This window comes from Streptomyces humi (genome assembly GCF_001005085.2).
GTDB classification, from domain to species: domain Bacteria; phylum Actinomycetota; class Actinomycetes; order Streptomycetales; family Streptomycetaceae; genus Streptomyces; species Streptomyces humi.
Genome location: NZ_LBMU02000029.1, coordinates 103,886 through 120,145 on the forward strand (window position 1 = coordinate 103,886; position 16,260 = coordinate 120,145).

General features: G+C 71.5%; 11 protein-coding genes. 9 read left to right on the forward strand and 2 right to left on the reverse strand.

Going from position 1 to position 16,260, the window contains the following annotated elements:
• Window positions 1-113 precede the first annotated feature (113 nt).
• The 3 genes from AAW13_RS14180 to AAW13_RS14190 all read left to right on the forward strand — a co-directional run bounded on the left by AAW13_RS14180 (window position 114) and on the right by AAW13_RS14190 (window position 6,847).
• Window positions 114-4,388, forward strand: coding sequence for a discoidin domain-containing protein (locus tag AAW13_RS14180; protein WP_046729226.1), 4,275 nt, complete (start codon window positions 114-116; stop codon window positions 4,386-4,388).
• Between the two features lie 67 nt (window positions 4,389-4,455).
• The gene (locus AAW13_RS14185) at window positions 4,456-5,529 is read left to right on the forward strand and encodes a hypothetical protein (protein ID WP_143145007.1); all 1,074 of its coding nucleotides are present in this window, start codon (window positions 4,456-4,458) and stop codon (window positions 5,527-5,529) included.
• Between the two features lie 16 nt (window positions 5,530-5,545).
• Complete coding sequence (locus tag AAW13_RS14190; RefSeq protein ID WP_046729227.1) at window positions 5,546-6,847, forward strand: KamA family radical SAM protein; 1,302 nt, start codon at window positions 5,546-5,548, stop codon at window positions 6,845-6,847.
• Here AAW13_RS14190 and AAW13_RS14195 read toward each other — a convergent pair.
• Window positions 6,795-8,237 (reverse strand): cytosine permease, encoded by a 1,443-nt coding sequence (locus AAW13_RS14195; RefSeq protein WP_046729228.1) that lies wholly within the window; start codon window positions 8,235-8,237, stop codon window positions 6,795-6,797. The genes AAW13_RS14190 and AAW13_RS14195 overlap by 53 nt on opposite strands.
• Window positions 8,238-8,364: 127 nt before the next feature.
• Between AAW13_RS14195 and ureA the strand changes: the two genes are divergently transcribed.
• The 6 genes from ureA (at window position 8,365) to cimA (ending at window position 15,742) form a co-directional block, all read left to right on the forward strand.
• Window positions 8,365-9,066 (forward strand): urease subunit gamma, encoded by a 702-nt coding sequence (ureA, locus tag AAW13_RS14200; protein WP_046729229.1) that lies wholly within the window; start codon window positions 8,365-8,367, stop codon window positions 9,064-9,066.
• Window positions 9,063-10,775, forward strand: coding sequence for an urease subunit alpha (locus AAW13_RS14205; protein WP_046729230.1), 1,713 nt, complete (start codon window positions 9,063-9,065; stop codon window positions 10,773-10,775). Before ureA ends, AAW13_RS14205 begins: the two co-directional genes overlap by 4 nt.
• Before the next feature lie 24 nt (window positions 10,776-10,799).
• Window positions 10,800-11,837 (forward strand): agmatine deiminase family protein, encoded by a 1,038-nt coding sequence (locus tag AAW13_RS14210; protein ID WP_046729231.1) that lies wholly within the window; start codon window positions 10,800-10,802, stop codon window positions 11,835-11,837.
• A 14-nt stretch (window positions 11,838-11,851) separates the two neighbouring features.
• Complete coding sequence (locus AAW13_RS14215) at window positions 11,852-12,451, forward strand: TetR/AcrR family transcriptional regulator (protein WP_046729232.1); 600 nt, start codon at window positions 11,852-11,854, stop codon at window positions 12,449-12,451.
• Between the two features lie 94 nt (window positions 12,452-12,545).
• Window positions 12,546-13,847, forward strand: coding sequence for an MFS transporter (locus AAW13_RS14220; protein WP_046729233.1), 1,302 nt, complete (start codon window positions 12,546-12,548; stop codon window positions 13,845-13,847).
• Between the two features lie 284 nt (window positions 13,848-14,131).
• Window positions 14,132-15,742, forward strand: coding sequence for a citramalate synthase (gene cimA, locus AAW13_RS14225; RefSeq protein WP_046729234.1), 1,611 nt, complete (start codon window positions 14,132-14,134; stop codon window positions 15,740-15,742).
• Window positions 15,743-15,752: 10 nt separating this feature from the next.
• On the opposite strand, the gene AAW13_RS14230 is transcribed toward cimA, so the two are convergent.
• A complete protein-coding gene (locus tag AAW13_RS14230; RefSeq protein WP_046729235.1) occupies window positions 15,753-16,247 on the reverse strand; it encodes a hypothetical protein in 495 nt (164 codons plus the stop codon).
• Window positions 16,248-16,260: the final 13 nt, after the last annotated feature.

Consider the following 16,260-nt stretch of genomic DNA (forward strand, 5'->3'; position numbering starts at 1 on the left):
GCTCTGCAATATTTCGATGAAACAACGCAATATTGCGACGAGCGCCACTCCGTCAGGAACGAGCCGCCCTCGCCGCCCGCCGGCGCGCGAGCCTCCCCAGGAAGTGACCCCGCATGACCCGACACGAACCGAGATCCTGGAGACGGCGCGCGGCCACCGCCGTACTCGCCTCCGCCGTCATGTTCCTGGGCCTGCCCGTCGTGGGCGCGCACGCGGCCGGCGGCCCCGACGCCGCCGCGACCGCCGCGACCACGGCGGGCAGCGTCCGTGGCGGCCACGCGGCCGCCGACGTCACCGACGGCGACACCGACACCTACTGGCAGGCCGGGAAGAAGTCGGCCCAGTGGGTGCAGACCGACCTCGGACGGACCGCGCGCGTCCGCGAGGTCGTGCTGCGCCTGCCCGAGCACTGGGGGACCCGGACGCAGACGCTGGCCCTCCAGGGCAGCGCCGACGGAAAGAGCTTCACCACCCTCAGGCCGTCCGCGCGGTACGTCTTCGGTCCGGCCGACGACAACACGGTGAAGATCTCCTTCCCCGCGGCCCTCGCCCGGTACGTACGTGCCGACTTCAGCGCCAACTCGGTCGCCGGCACCGCGCAACTGGCCGAGATGCAGGTCCTCACGAGCGCCGCCTCGACCCCGAACCTCGCGCTCGGCAAGACCTTCGGCGAGAGCGGGCACGCCGACGTCTACGGCGCGGCCAACGCCGGCGACGGCAACCGGGCCACCTACTGGGAGAGCAACAACAACGCCTTCCCGCAGTGGCTCCAGGTCGACCTCGGCTCCTCGGTCAAGGTCGACCGGGTGACACTGCGGCTGCCCGCCGGCTGGCCGAGCCGCAGCCAGACCTTCAAGATGCAGGGCTCGGCCGACAAGCAGAACTTCACCGACCTCACGGCGTCCAAGGCGTACACCTTCGACAGCTCCAACGACCAGTCGGCGACCATCGCCTTCGACACGACCACCACGCGGTACGTGCGGGTGCTGTTCACCGCCAACAGCGGCTGGCCCGCCGGGCAGGCGTCCGAGGTGGAGGTCTACGGCCCGGCCACCGGCGACACCCAGGCACCCACCGCGCCGTCCGGCCTCGGCCTCACCGAGCCGGCCACCGGGCAGATCAGGCTGACCTGGAACGCGGCCACCGACGACACGGGTGTGACCGGGTACGACGTCTACGCCGACGGCCAGTTGCGGGCGAGCGTCGCCGGGAACGTCCTGACGTACACCGACACCCAGCCGGCCGGCGGCGACATCACGTACTTCGTGCGGGCCAAGGACGCCGCGGGCAACGTCTCCGCCGACAGCGACAGCGTCACCCGCAAGGGCTCGGGCGGCGACACCCAGGCCCCCACGGCGCCCGGCGGCCTCGCCTACACGCAGTCCGGCAGCGACGTGCGGCTCACCTGGCAGGCGTCCAGCGACGACATCAAGGTCACCGGCTACGACGTCTACGCGAACGACCAGCTCGTCAAGACCGTGGCGGGCGACGTGACGACGTACACCGACACCCCGTCGGCGACGGCCACGGTCACCTACCACGTGAAGGCGAGGGACGCCGCGGGGAACGTGTCGGTGGCGAGCAACAGCGTCACCCGGCCCGGCTCCGGCACCGGCTCCGACCTCGCCCGGGGCAAGCCCGTCGAGGCCTCCTCCGACACGTTCACCTATGTCGCCGCGAACGCCGACGACGGCCAGATCGGCACCTACTGGGAGAGCGCGGGCGGCGCCTACCCGGCCACCCTCACCGTCAAGCTGGGCGCCGACGCGGACCTCGGCCAGGTCGTCGTCAAGCTCAACCCGGACCCCGCCTGGTCCACCCGCACCCAGAACATCCAGGTGCTCGGACGCGGCCAGGACGCCACCGCGTTCACCAGCCTCGTCGCGGCGAAGGACCACACGTTCGACCCGGCCACCGGCAACACGGTGACCATCCCGGTCTCCGGCGCCGCCGCCGACATCCAGCTGAAGTTCACCTCGAACACCGGCGCGCCCGGCGCCCAGGTCGGCGAGGTCCAGGTGATCGGCACCCCGGCCGCCAACCCGGACCTCAAGGTCACCGGCATCACCAACGCGCCCGCCGCGCCCGTCGAGTCGGACGCCGTCAGCCTCTCCGCGACCGTCACCAACAGCGGCAGCAGGGCCGCCAAGGCCACCGACCTGAACTTCACGCTGGGCGGCACCAAGGCGGCCACGGCCGACGTCCCGGCCCTCGCGGCCGGCCAGTCGACGACGGTCACCGCGAGCATCGGCACCCGCGACGCGGGCAGCTACCCGGTCGGCGCCGAGGTGGACCCGTCGAACAAGGTCGTCGAGCAGAACGAGGGGAACAACACCTTCAGCCGCTCCGACGCCCTGGTCGTCAAGCCCGTCTCCAGCTCCGACCTGGTCGCCGCCCCGGTGGCCTGGACGCCCTCCAGCGCCTCGGCCGGTGACCCGGTGCAGTTCACCGTCGCCCTCAAGAACCAGGGGACGGTGGCCTCGGCGTCCGGCAGCCACGGCGTCACGCTCACGGTCCAGGACGTGAACGGCGCCACCGTCAGGACCCTGACCGGCTCCTACACCGGCACCATCGCCGCCGGGCAGACGACCGCACCGGTCGCCCTCGGCTCCTGGACGGCGGCCGACGGCAAGTACACGGTCAGGACGGTCATCGCCGACGACACCAACGAACTGCCGGTCAAGCGCACCAACAACATCAGCACACAGCCCCTGTTCGTGGGCCGCGGCGCCGACATGCCGTACGACATGTACGAGGCCGAGGACGGCACGGTCGGCGGCGGTGCCAAGGTCGTCGGCCCCAACCGCACCATCGGCGACCCGGCGGGCGAGGCGAGCGGCCGCAAGGCGGTCACGCTCGACGGCACCGGCCAGTACGTCGAGTGGACCACCCGCGCCGCGACCAACACCCTGGTCACCCGCTTCGCGATCCCCGACGGCACCGACGCCACCCTCGACGTCTACGTGGACGGCCAGTTCCTCAAGGCGATCGACCTCACCTCCAAGTACGCCTGGCTGTACGGCAACGAGACCGCACCCGGCAACTCGCCCGGCGCCGGCGCCCCGCGCCACATCTACGACGAGGCGAACCTGCTGCTCGGCAGGACCGTCCCGGCCGGCTCGAAGATCCGCCTCCAGAAGGACGCGGCCAACTCCGCCGCCTCCTACGCCATCGACTTCGTCAACACCGAACAGGCGACCGCGGACCCCAACCCCGACCCGGCCGCCTACACCGTCCCGGCCGGCTTCACCCAGCAGGACGTCCAGAACGCCCTCGACAAGGTCCGCATGGACACCACCGGCAAGCTGGCCGGCGTCTACCTGCCCACCGGCGACTACGAGACCTCGAGCAAGTTCCAGGTCTACGGCAAGGCGGTCAAGGTCGTCGGAGCCGGGCCCTGGTTCACCCGCTTCCACGCCCCCGCCGCGCAGGAGAACACCGACATCGGCTTCCGGGCCGAGGCCACGGCCAACGGCTCGACGTTCGCCGGGTTCGCCTACTTCGGCAACTACACGTCCCGGATCGACGGCCCCGGCAAGGTGTTCGACTTCTCCAACGTCTCGCACATCACCATCGACGACATCTGGGCCGAGCACATGGTGTGCCTGTACTGGGGCGCCAACACCGACGACATGACCATCTCGAACTCCCGCATCCGCGACACGTTCGCCGACGGCGTCAACATGACGAACGGCTCCACGGACAACCACGTGGTCAACAACGACGCACGCGCCACGGGCGACGACAGCTTCGCCCTCTTCTCGGCCATCGACGCGGGCGGCGCCGACGAGAAGAACAACCTCTACGAGAACCTGACCTCCACCCTCACCTGGCGGGCGGCGGGCATCGCCGTCTACGGCGGCTACGCCAACACCTTCCGCAACATCCGGGTCGCCGACACCCTCGTCTACTCCGGCATCACGATCTCCTCGCTGGACTTCGGCTACCCGATGAACGGCTTCGGCACCGATCCCACGACGATCGAGAACGTCTCGCTGGACCGGACGGGCGGCCACTTCTGGGGCTCCCAGGTGTTCCCCGCGATCTGGGCCTTCTCCGCCTCCAAGGTCTTCCAGGGGATCCGGGTCAACGACGTCGACATCGACGACTCCACCTACGGGGGCGTCATGTTCCAGACCAACTACGTGGGAGGTCAGCCCCAGTTCCCGGTGCGGGACACGATCTTCACCGACATCTCCATCACCGGCTCCAGGAAGAGCGGGGACGCCTTCGACGCCAAGTCCGGATTCGGCATCTGGGCCAACGAGCTGCCGGAACCCGGCCAGGGCCCCGCCGTCGGTGAGGCCACCTTCCGCAACCTGCGGATGAGCGGCAACGCCCAGGACATCAGGAACACCACCAGCACGTTCAAGATAGACATCGAGTAGTCGCGCCACCGCGCGTATCCCCTCTCCCGGGCGGGTATCTCCTGATTCCACGGGGGAGGGGAGACGCGTGAGCGGACGATCGCCGATGCCACGGCTGCGCTGGCTGATGCGCACGCTGCGCACCCCGCGCCGACCGCAGAGCCTCACCGTGCTCGCGCTGCTCACCGCGGTCGCCGGCCTGCTGCTGTGGCGGGCCTCGACCATGGACAGCTACGGGCAGAACCTCGCCCTCAACCTCGGTACGGACCTGGTCGGCGTGGTCGTCACGGTGTTCGTCATCGGCCCGCTGATATCCCGGGCCCAGGAGGGCCGGGTCCGCGAGCACACCCGCCTCGACTACGAGTGGTTCGCCGCCCAGGTGCACGGCTCGACGTCCAACGTGAAGGTCCTCGACACCTTCTCCAACCTGTTCGGACCGCAGTTCTCCGAACGGCTCTTCCGGGGCGTCAGGTCCGCCACCGCGACCGGTGCCCGCGTCCAGATCCTGCTGCTCGACCCCGACTCCCTCGCGGTCATCCTGCGGGGCCGGGAACTGGGCGAGCAGAGCGCCGACATCCGCCGCGACATCATGCGCAACCTGCGCACCCTGGACGAGTTCGCGCGCCGCCTCGACACCGCCTCCCGGGCGCTGCTCGAGGTACGGCTCTGCTCGACCTCGCCCGGCGTCACCCTCTACCGCTGGGACGAGCGCTGCCTGGTCTCCTTCCTCACCGTCGGCCGGCTCTCCGGCGAGGGGGTGCAGCTGGAGGTCGCGGTCCGCTCGCCGCTCGGCACCTTCGTGGAGCAGCGCTTCGACGAACTGTGGCAGCAGGGCAAGCCGATGGAACGGTTCACCCATCTCCCCGTCACCCTGGTCGACGCCACGGACGGACGGCGGGAGTTCACCTGCCGCTTCGTCTTCGTCGAGGACGCCCTGTACGTCGCCGCGCCCGACCTGGTCACCTACCTGGCCCGCCACCGGCTCGACCAGCTCAGCGCGTACAGCGCCGCGCTGAGCGGGTCCGGGGCGCACGAGGTCGTCGTCGTGGACGACGAGAGCGAACTGCATCGGCGGCTCATCCACGACTTCGGGGAGAAGTACGATGCGCGGGCGGCCGCCTTCGTGGAGTTGCGGCCCACTTCGGTCCTGGTCACGGAATAGAGGGCCCCAGCACACGATGAGCTCAGCGCACCACCCCCGGTTCCGCGCCTTCACGCCCCGTGACCTAGACGGTCTGCTGCGGCGCATCCCCCTGACGGACGATCAGCGGCTCGCGCTCCGGGCGGTCTCCGCGGTCCTGCCGTTCCGTACGAACGCGTACGTCGTCGACGAACTGATCGACTGGTCCGCCGTGCCCGAGGACCCCGTCTTCCGGCTGACCTTCCCGCAGGCCGGGATGCTGCCCGCGCCCGACGTCCGCCGGATGGCCGACCTGCTGGGCGCGGACGCCCCCCGGGCGGAGATCCAGCGCGCCGCCCACGAGATCCGGATGCGTCTCAACCCGCACCCCTCGGGGCAGCTCGACGCCAACGTCCCCGTGCACGAGGGCCGCCGCCTCACCGGGCTCCAGCACAAGTACCCGGAGACGGTGCTGGTCTTCCCGCGCCAGGGGCAGACCTGCCACGCCTACTGCACGTACTGCTTCCGCTGGCCGCAGTTCGTCGGCGAGGCGGACCTGCGGATCGCCACCGACGACATCGCCGCCACGACCGGCTATCTGCGCGCCCACCCGGAGGTGTCCAGCGTGCTGATCACGGGCGGTGACCCGCTGGTGATGAGCACCGAGGTGCTGCGCCGCTATGTCGAACCCCTGCTGGAGATCGGCACGATCCGCTCGGTCCGCCTCGGCACCAAGTCCCTCGCCTTCTGGCCGTACCGTTTCACCACCGACCGCGACGCCGACGACCTGCTGCGCCTGTTCGAACAGGTGGTGGCGAGCGGCCGGCACCTGGCGCTGATGGCCCACTTCACACACCCGCAGGAGCTGCGTCCGCCGGTGGTGGCCGAGGCGATGCGCCGGGTCCGGGACACCGGGGCCGTGATCCGCTGCCAGGGCCCGCTGGTCGCCGGGATCAACGACAGCGCGGACGCCTGGGCCGAGCTGTGGGAGCGGACGACCACGCTGGGCGCGGTGCCGTACTACCAGTTCGTGGAGCGGGACACCGGCCCGCAGGGCTGGTTCGGGGTCCCGCTGGCGCGCGGCCACGCCGTCTTCCGTGACGCCTACGCCAGGGTCTCCGGCCTCGCCCGCACGGTCCGCGGCCCGGTGATGTCGGCGATGCCCGGCAAGGTCTCGGTGGACGGGGTCGCCGAGATCGCCGGCGAGAAGGTCTTCGCCCTGCATCTGATCCAGGCCCGCGACCCGGCCCTGGTGGGCCGCCCCTTCTTCGCCGCGTACGACGAGCAGGCGACCTGGTTCACCGACCTCAAACCGGCGTTCGGCTCGACCCGCTTCCTGCCGGGACTGGAGCCGGGGTGACCGGCGCCGGGGGCCGGCCGGCCGTGAGCGCCAGGTAGAGGAGGCCGCCGGTCAGGGCCGACAGCAGGAAGCTACAGTCCACCCCGCCGGTGAGCGACAGCAGCGGGCCCTCGTACGACGGCAGGGAGACCGCCAGCAGGCCGACGCCCGCGCCCACCGCCCAGGAGGCCGTCGCCCGCACGTTCCAGCCCGCCCGGTACCAGTAGATCCCGCCCCGCGAGCGGCGGTTGAAGACCTGGAGGGCGTCCGCGTCGTACACGCCCCGGCAGCGGGCGAAGCCGATCAGGGTGATGACCGCCCAGGGGGTGCCGATGGCGGTGAGGAGGAGCACGAAGGAGGTCATCGCGGACTGGGCGTTCCAGGCGTAGTGGCCGGCGAAGACGCAGGCGGTGGCGACGATCGCGACCGTGTGGGTGGCGCGGGCCCGGGAGGCGCGGGGCAGGATCGCGTCCAGGTCCAGGCCCATGGAGTAGAGCATCAGGCCCGCGTTGCCGACCGAGCCGGCGGAGGCGGACAGCAGCAGCGGGACCAGGTACCAGGTGGGGGACGCCGACACCAGCGGGCCCGCGTAGTCCGTCGCCGCCCGGGCCGCGTACGCCGTGAACGTGCCGAACAGCTGCGGCACCAGCAGGCCCAGGACCAGCCCCAGCCAGGTCGCGTGCAGGACCCGGCGGGAAGTGTGCCGGGCGGGGGAGATGTAGCGCGTGTAGTCACCCAGGAGGGTGATGAAGGCGACCGGCCCCGACAGGCCCGCGGCCACCGCCGCCAGACACCACGTGGGCCAGAAGCCGCCCAGCAGGTAGCCGCCGGCCCCCGGCAGCGCGGCCGTGGTGAAGTGCGGCGCGTAGGCGAGGACCCCGAGGGCGAGGAGGGCCGTCATGCCGATGGCGAGGACCTTGGACATGGCGAGCAGCACTCGGTAGCCGTAGACCGCGCCCGCCACCGTCGCCGCCGCGAGCACGGTGTAGACCACGGCGTACGACACCCCGTCGGCCGGCAGCCCGAACAGCCGCCCCAGCACGCTCACCATCACGTCGCCGCCGATCCACACGGTCAGCGCGGTGTAGCCGAGGGCCAGCAGCAGGCCCACCACCGAGCCGACCAGCCGCCCGCGCACCCCGAACTGGGCGCCGGAGGAGGTGGAGAGGTTGGTCGCGGTGCGCAGCGAGACCAGCGCGAGCGGAGCCGTGAACACCGTGCCGACCAGCGTGCCCGCCACGATCGAGCTCACCGACGCCCACCAGCCGAGCCCGAACGACGGCGGCAGCCAGCCGAAGATGATCACGCCGAGGCAGAGGTTGGAGCCGAGCAGGATCGAGACCAGGTCCTTCGGCCCGCTGGTGCGTTCCCCGTCGGGGATGGTGTCGACTCCGCGCTGTTCTATCGGCATGGCCGGTCTCCCTCGCATCGCACTGCGCTTAGAACGGCATTCAATGTGAGTCATGACGCGATGGTCGTCAACCCTTTCACTCGTGGATTTCTTTGATTAGAGTGACGTTCCAAGTGAAGGGAACGAGATGCGGCTGACCCCCACCGAACGCGACCGGCTGCTGCTCTTCGGAGCCGCCGAGCTGGCCCGTGCCCGCCGCGCGCGGGGCCTCAGGCTCAACGTGCCGGAGGCCACCGCGCTGATCGCGGACACCGTCTGTGAGGCCGCCCGCGACGGCAGGCGGCTCGCCGAGGCCGTCGAGGCGGCCCGCGCCGTCCTCGGCCCGGCCGACGTGCTGCCCGGCGTCGCCGACGTGGTCACCGAGGTGCATGTCGAGGCGGTCTTCGACGACGGGTCGCGGCTCGCGGTCGTCACCGACCCGATCGGCGGCGGGGGACTGGGGGAGGACGCCCCCGGCGCCCTGCTGCCCGGCCCCGACCACGCCGACCCGGAGCCGGTCGTCCGGCTCACGGTCACCAACACCGCCACCGTCCCGGTCTCCGTCACCTCGCACTTCCACTTCTTCGAGGCCAACCCGCGGCTCGACTTCGACCGCGCCGCCGCCTACGGGCTGCGCCTCGCCGTCCCCGCCGGCTCCTCCGTGCGGTTCGGACCGGGGGAGTCTCGGCAGGTCGGTCTCCTGCCGATCGGCGGCGCCCGGATCGCGATCGGCTTCGCCGGGCTGGTCGACGGGCCGCTGGACGCGCCCGGCGCCCGCGAGGAGGCCCTGCGCCGCGCCGCCGCCTGCGGCTACCTGGGCGTGCCCCGGACCGGGGAGGCCGGCCGATGAGCCGCCCCGGAGGCCACCCCGCCGAGGCCCGCCGCCTCACCCCGCACGAGTACGCCGCCACCCACGGCCCCCGCGCCGGCGACCGGGTCCGGCTCGGCGACTCGGGGCTCGTGATCCGCGTCGAGGACGACTCCCAGCGCTACGGCGACGAGTTCCTCGCCGGGTTCGGCAAGACCGCCCGCGACGGACTGCATCTGAAGGCCGCCGCCGTCCGCGAGACCTGCGACGTCGTGATCAGCAACGTGGTCGTGATCGACGCCGTGCTCGGTATCCGCAAGGTGTCCATCGGCATCCGCGAGGGGCGGATCTGCTCGATCGGCCGGGCCGGCAACCCCGACACCCTCGACGGGGTGGACGTCGTGGTGGGCACCGGGACGTCGATCGTGTCCGGCGAAGGGCTGATCGCCACCGCAGGCGCCGTCGACACCCACGTCCACCTGCTGTCCCCGCGCATCATGGAGGCCTCGCTCGCCTCCGGCGTGACCACGGTCATCGGGCAGGAGTTCGGCCCGGTGTGGGGGGTGGGCGTCAACTCGCCCTGGGCGCTGAGGCACGCGTTCGGCGCCTTCGACGCCTGGCCGGTCAACATCGGCTTCCTGGGCCGGGGTTCGTCCTCGCACCGGGCGCCGCTGGTGGAGGCGCTGGCGGAGGGCGGTGCCTCCGGCTTCAAGGTGCACGAGGACATGGGCGCCCACACCCGGGCGCTGGACACCGCCCTGCGGGTCGCCGAGGAACACGACGTCCAGGTCGCCCTGCACAGCGACGGCCTCAACGAGTGCCTGTCCGTGGAGGACACCCTCCGGGTGCTGGAGGGCCGCACCATCCACGCCTTCCACATCGAGGGCTGCGGCGGCGGACACGTGCCGAACGTCCTGAAGATGGCCGGTGTCCCCAACGTCATCGGCTCCTCCACCAACCCCACCCTGCCCTTCGGCCGGGACGCGGTCGCCGAGCACTACGGGATGATCGTCTCCGTCCACGACCTGAAGACCGACCTGCCCGGCGACGCCGCCATGGCCCGTGACCGGATCCGGGCCGGCACCATGGGCGCCGAGGACGTCCTGCACGACCTGGGCGCGATCGGCATCACCTCGTCGGACGCGCAGGGCATGGGCCGGGCCGGTGAGACCGTCCGCCGCACCTTCGCCATGGCCGGGAAGATGAAGGCCGAGCTGGGCGCCCCGGACGACGGACACGACAACGAGCGCGTGCTGCGCTACATGGCCAAGCTGACCATCAACCCGGCCATCGCGCACGGCCTCGCGCACGAGGTCGGCTCGATCGAGGTCGGCAAGCTCGCCGACATCGTGCTCTGGTCGCCCGAGTACTTCGGCGCCAAGCCGCAGCTCGTGCTCAAGTCCGGCTTCCCGGCGTACGGCGTGACCGGCGACCCGAACGCGGCCACCGACACCTGCGAACCCCTCGTCCTGGGACCGCAGTTCGGGGCCCACGGGGCGACCCCCGCCGACATCTCGGTGGCGTTCGTCGCCCAGGCGGCGCTCGACCAGGGCCACGACACCATGCCCACCCGGCGCCGCCGGGTCGCCGTCCGCGGCACCCGCGGCATCGGCCCGGCCGACCTGCGGCTCAACTCCCGCACCGGAGCGGTCGACGTCGACCAGCGCACCGGTCTGGTCACCCTCGACGGCGAGCCGATCCGCTCGCAGCCCGCCGACTCCGTCTCCCTCAGCCGGCTCTACTTCCTGTAAAAGTCACCTTCTGTGAGGACCCCCATGAACAAGGCAGCCTCCGACGGCTTCCGGATGCCCGCCGAGTGGGCCCCGCACGAGCGCACCTGGATGGCGTGGCCGGGCCCCAACCCCACCTTCGACGACCCGGACGACCTGCGGCTGTCCAGGATCGCCTGGGCCTCGGTGGCCCGGGCCGTGCTCCGCTTCGAGCCGGTGACCGTCGTCTGCGGTCCCGGTCAGTCGGCCGAGGCACAGGCGCTGCTCGGGCCGGGCGTCGACACCGTCGAGCGCGACCTCGACGACGCCTGGATGCGGGACATCGGCCCCACCTTCCTCACCGACGGGCGGCAACTCGCCGCCGTGGACTGGACGTTCAACGGCTGGGGGGCCCAGCACTGGGCCCGCTGGGAGCACGACGCGAAGATCGCCGCCCATGTCGCGGACCTCGCGGGCGCGAAGACGTACGCGTCGAAGCTGGTGAACGAGGGCGGCGCGATCCACGTCGACGGCGAGGGGACCGTCCTGCTGACGGAGACCGTGCAGCTCGGCCCCGAGCGCAACCCGGACTGGACCCGCGAGGAGGTCGAGGCCGAGATCCACGGCATGCTCGGCACCCGCAAGGCGATCTGGCTGCCCCGCGGCCTCACCGGCGACTACCCTCCGCACGGCTTCGGCACCCTCGGGCACGTCGACATCGTCGCCGCCTTCGCCCGTCCCGGCGTCGTGGTCGCGCACCACCAGCCGGACCCGGCCCACCCCGATCACGAGGTCACCCGGGAGGTCATCGGTCTGCTCCGGTCCGCGACCGACGCCCGCGGCCGCGCCCTGGAGGTCGTCGAGGTGCCCGCCCCGACCGTCCTGGAGGCCGACGGGCACTGGGCCGACTACTCCTACATCAACCACTACCTCTGCAACGGCGGGGTCGTGCTCTGCGGCTTCGACGACCCGCGCGACGAGACCGCCGCCGGGATCTTCCGCGGTCTCTTCCCCGAACGGACCGTGACCCTGGTGGACGCCCGTACGATCTTCGCGGGCGGTGGCGGTATCCACTGCATCACCCAGCAGCAGCCGAGGATCTAGGAGCGGAGCGGAACATGGCCGGTGCGCGCAGGAACGCCCCGCCCCGCGAGGACGTGCTCGCCGCCGCCATGACCATGATCGCCGACCGCGGTCTGGAGAAGCTCACCATGGCCGCCCTCGGCCGCGAGGTCGGCATGAGCAGTGGCCACCTGCTCTACTACTTCCACTCCAAGGACGAACTCCTGCTCCAGACCCTGGAGTGGAGCGAGGGCCGGCTGGGCGCCGAGCGCGGCCGGCTGCTCACCGGCCGCGGCACCGCCCGCGAGCGCCTGGACGCGTACGTCGACCTGTACGTGCCCGACGGGCACCACGACCCGCACTGGACGCTCTGGCTGGAGGTCTGGAACCGCTCGCAGAACGCCGGGGACGCCGCCCGCGACCGGCAGGCCGCCATCGAGGGCGCCTGGCACCGCGACCTGGTCGCGCTGCTCGCGGAGGGCGTCTCCAGGGGCGAGTTCCGCCCGGTCGACCCGGACCGCTGCGCCGCGCGCCTGCGCGCCCTGCTCGACGGCTTCTCCATCCATGTGGCGATCGGCCTGCGCGGCACCGACCGGGCGCAGGTTCTCGGTCATGTCCGCGAGTTCCTGGAAGCGGACCTCCTCGCGGCGACGTGACCTTCCGGCCAGGGCGCACGCCACGAACAAGACGTCTTCGTACGGCATTTGCAGTGAAGGAATCCCGGGTTCCCCCGCCGGGCAGGAACGCCGCATGGGACGACAACACTGGAAGCAGATCTGGGTCGGCTCGGCAGGCAACATGGTCGAGTGGTTCGACTGGTTCGTGTACGCGAGCTTCGCCACCTACTTCGCCGGGGCGTTCTTCCCGAGCGGAAATCCCACCGCGCAGCTGATGAACACCGCGGGCATCTTCGCCGTCGGGTTCTTCATGCGCCCGGTGGGCGGGTGGCTGCTGGGCCGCGTCGGCGACCGCAAGGGCCGCAAGGCCGCGCTGACCCTCACCGTGACCCTCATGTCCGCGTCCGCGCTCCTCATCGCGGTCGCCCCGACCTACGACGTCGCCGGCTACGGCGGAGCCTTCGTACTGCTCGTCGCCCGCCTGTTGCAGGGCCTCTCGGTGGGCGGCGAGTACGCGGCCAGCGCCACCTACCTCACCGAGGCCTCCGACCCGCGCCGGCGCGGCTTCGCCTCCAGCTTCCAGTACGTGTCGATGACCGCGGGCCAGATCGCCGGGCTCGGCCTGCTGATCATCCTCCAGCACACCCTCTCCGACACCGCGCTGCACGACTACGGCTGGCGGATCCCCTTCGTCGTCGGCGCGCTCGGCGCGGCCGTGGTCTTCTACCTGCGCCGGACCATGCTGGAGACCGAGGTCTACGCCGAGGACACCTCGCACGCGGCCGAGCGCGGCACCCTGCGGGCCCTGTGGCGGCACCGGCGGGAGGCGTTCCTGGTCGTCGCCCTCACCATGGGCGGCACGGTGGCCTACTACACGTACACGACGTACCTGACGAAGTACCTGTCCAACTCCGCCGGGCTGCCGAAGGAGACCGCGACCCTCGTCTCCTTCACCGCGCTCACCGTCTTCGCCTGCCTCCAGCCCCTCGCCGGCGCGCTCTCCGACCGCATCGGCCGCCGCCCGCTGCTGATCACCTTCGCGGTCGGCTCCACCGTCCTCACCGTGCCGGTCCTGACCCTCCTCAAACACGCGAACGGATACTGGCCCGCCCTCGGCCTCTCCCTGCTCGCCCTCGTCGTGGTCACCGGCTACACCTCGATCAACGCCTGCGTGAAGGCCGAGCTCTTCCCGACCGGCGTCCGCGCCCTGGGCGTGGCCCTGCCCTACGCCCTCGCCAACGCCCTGTTCGGCGGCACTGCGGAGTACGTCGCCCTGTGGTTCAAGAACGCCGGGACCGAGTCCGGCTTCTACTGGTACGTGGCGGGCTGTGCCGCCGTGTCGCTGGTGGTGTACGTCACCATGCGGGAGACGAGGGACCTGGATCTGGCGCGGGTCGCGGCCCGTGAGGCGCCCGGAGTGCCGACCGCATCCTGAGACGGTGGGTGAGCCGGGGGCGGGGCTGTGCCAGACTGCCTCCGTGCTCTCGTTCGCCATGATTATTGGCAGCAGGCGCGCCGGTCCGCAGTGACCACCACGTACGACCAGGTACGGGTGGCCATCGTCGTCCTCGACCCGCGCGCAGACCTCTCGCACCCGCGAGGGGTTTTTTCGTTTTCCGGCCCACCTTCAGCCGGGAGACAGGCGCGAGGGACCATGGAGGCACGGTGGAGCCGGTCATTCCGGTACGACCGAGATTCGACATCAGGAGCCTTGAGACCATGACCGAGACGGAAACCAACGAGCTGGACGACTCGTTCCACGTCTTCGACACCACGCTGCGCGACGGCGCGCAGCGCGAGGGCATCAACCTCACCGTCGCGGACAAGCTGGCCATCGCACGGCACCTGGACGACTTCGGCGTGGGCTTCATCGAGGGCGGCTGGCCGGGCGCCAACCCCCGGGACACCGAGTTCTTCGCCCGCGCCCAGCAGGAGATCGACTTCCAGCACGCCCAGCTGGTCGCCTTCGGCGCCACCCGCCGGGCCGGCGCCAGGGCGGCGGAGGACCCCCAGGTCAAGGCCCTGCTGGAGTCCGGCGCCCCGGTGATCACGCTGGTCGCCAAGTCCCACGACCGGCATGTCGAACTGGCCCTGCGCACCACCCTCGACGAGAACCTGGAGATGGTCCGCGACACCGTCTCCTTCCTCAAGGAGCAGGGCCGCCGGGTCTTCGTCGACTGCGAGCACTTCTTCGACGGCTACCGCGCCAACGCCGAGTACGCGAAGGCCGTCGTACGGGCCGCCTCCGAGGCGGGCGCCGACGTCGTCATCCTCTGCGACACCAACGGCGGCATGCTGCCCGCCCAGGTCAACGCCGTGGTCTCCACGGTCCTCGCGGACACCGGCGCCCGGCTCGGCATCCACGCCCAGGACGACACCGGCTGCGCGGTCGCCAACACCCTCGCCGCCGTCGACGCGGGCGCCACCCACGTCCAGTGCACGGCCAACGGCTACGGCGAGCGCGTCGGCAACGCCAACCTGTTCCCGGTGGTCGCCGCCCTGGAGCTGAAGTACGGCAAGAAGGTGCTGCCCGACGGGCGCCTGCGCGAGATGACCCGCATCTCGCACGCCATCGCCGAGGTCGTGAACCTCACGCCCTCCACCCACCAGCCGTACGTCGGGGTCTCCGCCTTCGCCCACAAGGCCGGCCTGCACGCCTCCGCCATCAAGGTGGACCCCGACCTCTACCAGCACACCGACCCCGCCCTCGTCGGCAACACCATGCGCATGCTGGTCTCCGACATGGCCGGCCGCGCCTCGGTGGAGCTCAAGGGCAAGGAGCTGGGCGTCGACCTCGGCGACGACCGCGAAGTGGTCGGCCGGGTGGTCGAGCGCGTCAAGGAACGCGAGCTCCAGGGGTACACCTACGAGGCGGCCGACGCCTCCTTCGAGCTCCTCCTGCGCGCCGAGGTCGAGGGCAGGCCGCGGTCCTACTTCCGCGTCGAGTCCTGGCGGGCCATCGTGGAGGACCGCCCCGACGGCACCCACGCCAACGAGGCCACGGTCAAGCTCTGGGCCAAGAGCGAGCGCATCGTCGCCACGGCGGAGGGCAACGGCCCGGTCAACGCCCTCGACCGCGCCCTGCGGGTGGCCCTGGAGAAGATCTACCCCCAGCTCGCCAAGCTCGACCTGGTCGACTACAAGGTCCGCATCCTGGAGGGCAAGCACGGCACCGAGTCCACCACCCGGGTCCTGATCTCCACCTCCGACGGCAGCGGCGAATGGTCCACGGTCGGCGTCGCGGAGAACGTGATCGCCGCGTCCTGGCAGGCCCTGGAGGACGCGTACACCTACGGTCTGCTGCGGGCCGGCGTCGAGCCCGCCGAGTAGGCCGTCCCCGTCAGCACGAGTCCTCGGCGAGTCTCTCGAACTCGCCGAGGCCCATCACCCGGCCGTCGGCCCAGACCTGACCGGCCCCCAGCTTCGCCAGGTCGGTCGTCCGGAACGTCAGCGTGGTGGTGTACTCGTAGTCGAACTCGCCTTTCATGAAGCCGAGTCGATAGGTGTACCCGGCCACCGCGTGCTGGGTCCCGGTGTGCCGGGCGTGCCAGTCGGCGGGCGGATCGAAGAGCGGGAAGCTCGCCTTGCCGGGCCGCACCCGGTCCGCCACCCGCCAGCCGGACAGGTTGCGCCCGGAGCCGTCCCGGGCCCGGGTGCCGGTGAGCGACAGGCCCTGCACCCGGTCGTCGCCGCACGGCCGGACCAGGGCGTGCGGCCGGCCGTCCAAACCGGTCCGCACCGCGGCCAGCGGCGGCTCCTCGGGTACGCACCCGGTCAGCAGTACCGCACCGGCGGCCGTGACCAGCACGGCCGCCGCCCCCGTCGTACTCCTCATGGCACTCCCACGG

What these genes read in the sequence shown, in the direction of transcription:
- AAW13_RS14180 (WP_046729226.1), top strand. Translation starts at nt 114, where the DNA reads ATGACCCGACACGAACCGAGATCCTGGAGACGGCGCGCGGCCACCGCC.
- AAW13_RS14190 (WP_046729227.1), top strand. Translation starts at nt 5,546, where the DNA reads ATGAGCTCAGCGCACCACCCCCGGTTCCGCGCCTTCACGCCCCGTGAC.
- AAW13_RS14195 (WP_046729228.1), bottom strand. Translation starts at nt 8,237, where the DNA reads ATGCCGATAGAACAGCGCGGAGTCGACACCATCCCCGACGGGGAACGC.
- ureA (WP_046729229.1), top strand. Translation starts at nt 8,365, where the DNA reads ATGCGGCTGACCCCCACCGAACGCGACCGGCTGCTGCTCTTCGGAGCC.
- AAW13_RS14205 (WP_046729230.1), top strand. Translation starts at nt 9,063, where the DNA reads ATGAGCCGCCCCGGAGGCCACCCCGCCGAGGCCCGCCGCCTCACCCCG.
- AAW13_RS14210 (WP_046729231.1), top strand. Translation starts at nt 10,800, where the DNA reads ATGAACAAGGCAGCCTCCGACGGCTTCCGGATGCCCGCCGAGTGGGCC.
- AAW13_RS14215 (WP_046729232.1), top strand. Translation starts at nt 11,852, where the DNA reads ATGGCCGGTGCGCGCAGGAACGCCCCGCCCCGCGAGGACGTGCTCGCC.
- AAW13_RS14220 (WP_046729233.1), top strand. Translation starts at nt 12,546, where the DNA reads ATGGGACGACAACACTGGAAGCAGATCTGGGTCGGCTCGGCAGGCAAC.
- cimA (WP_046729234.1), top strand. Translation starts at nt 14,132, where the DNA reads ATGACCGAGACGGAAACCAACGAGCTGGACGACTCGTTCCACGTCTTC.
- AAW13_RS14230 (WP_046729235.1), bottom strand. Translation starts at nt 16,247, where the DNA reads ATGAGGAGTACGACGGGGGCGGCGGCCGTGCTGGTCACGGCCGCCGGT.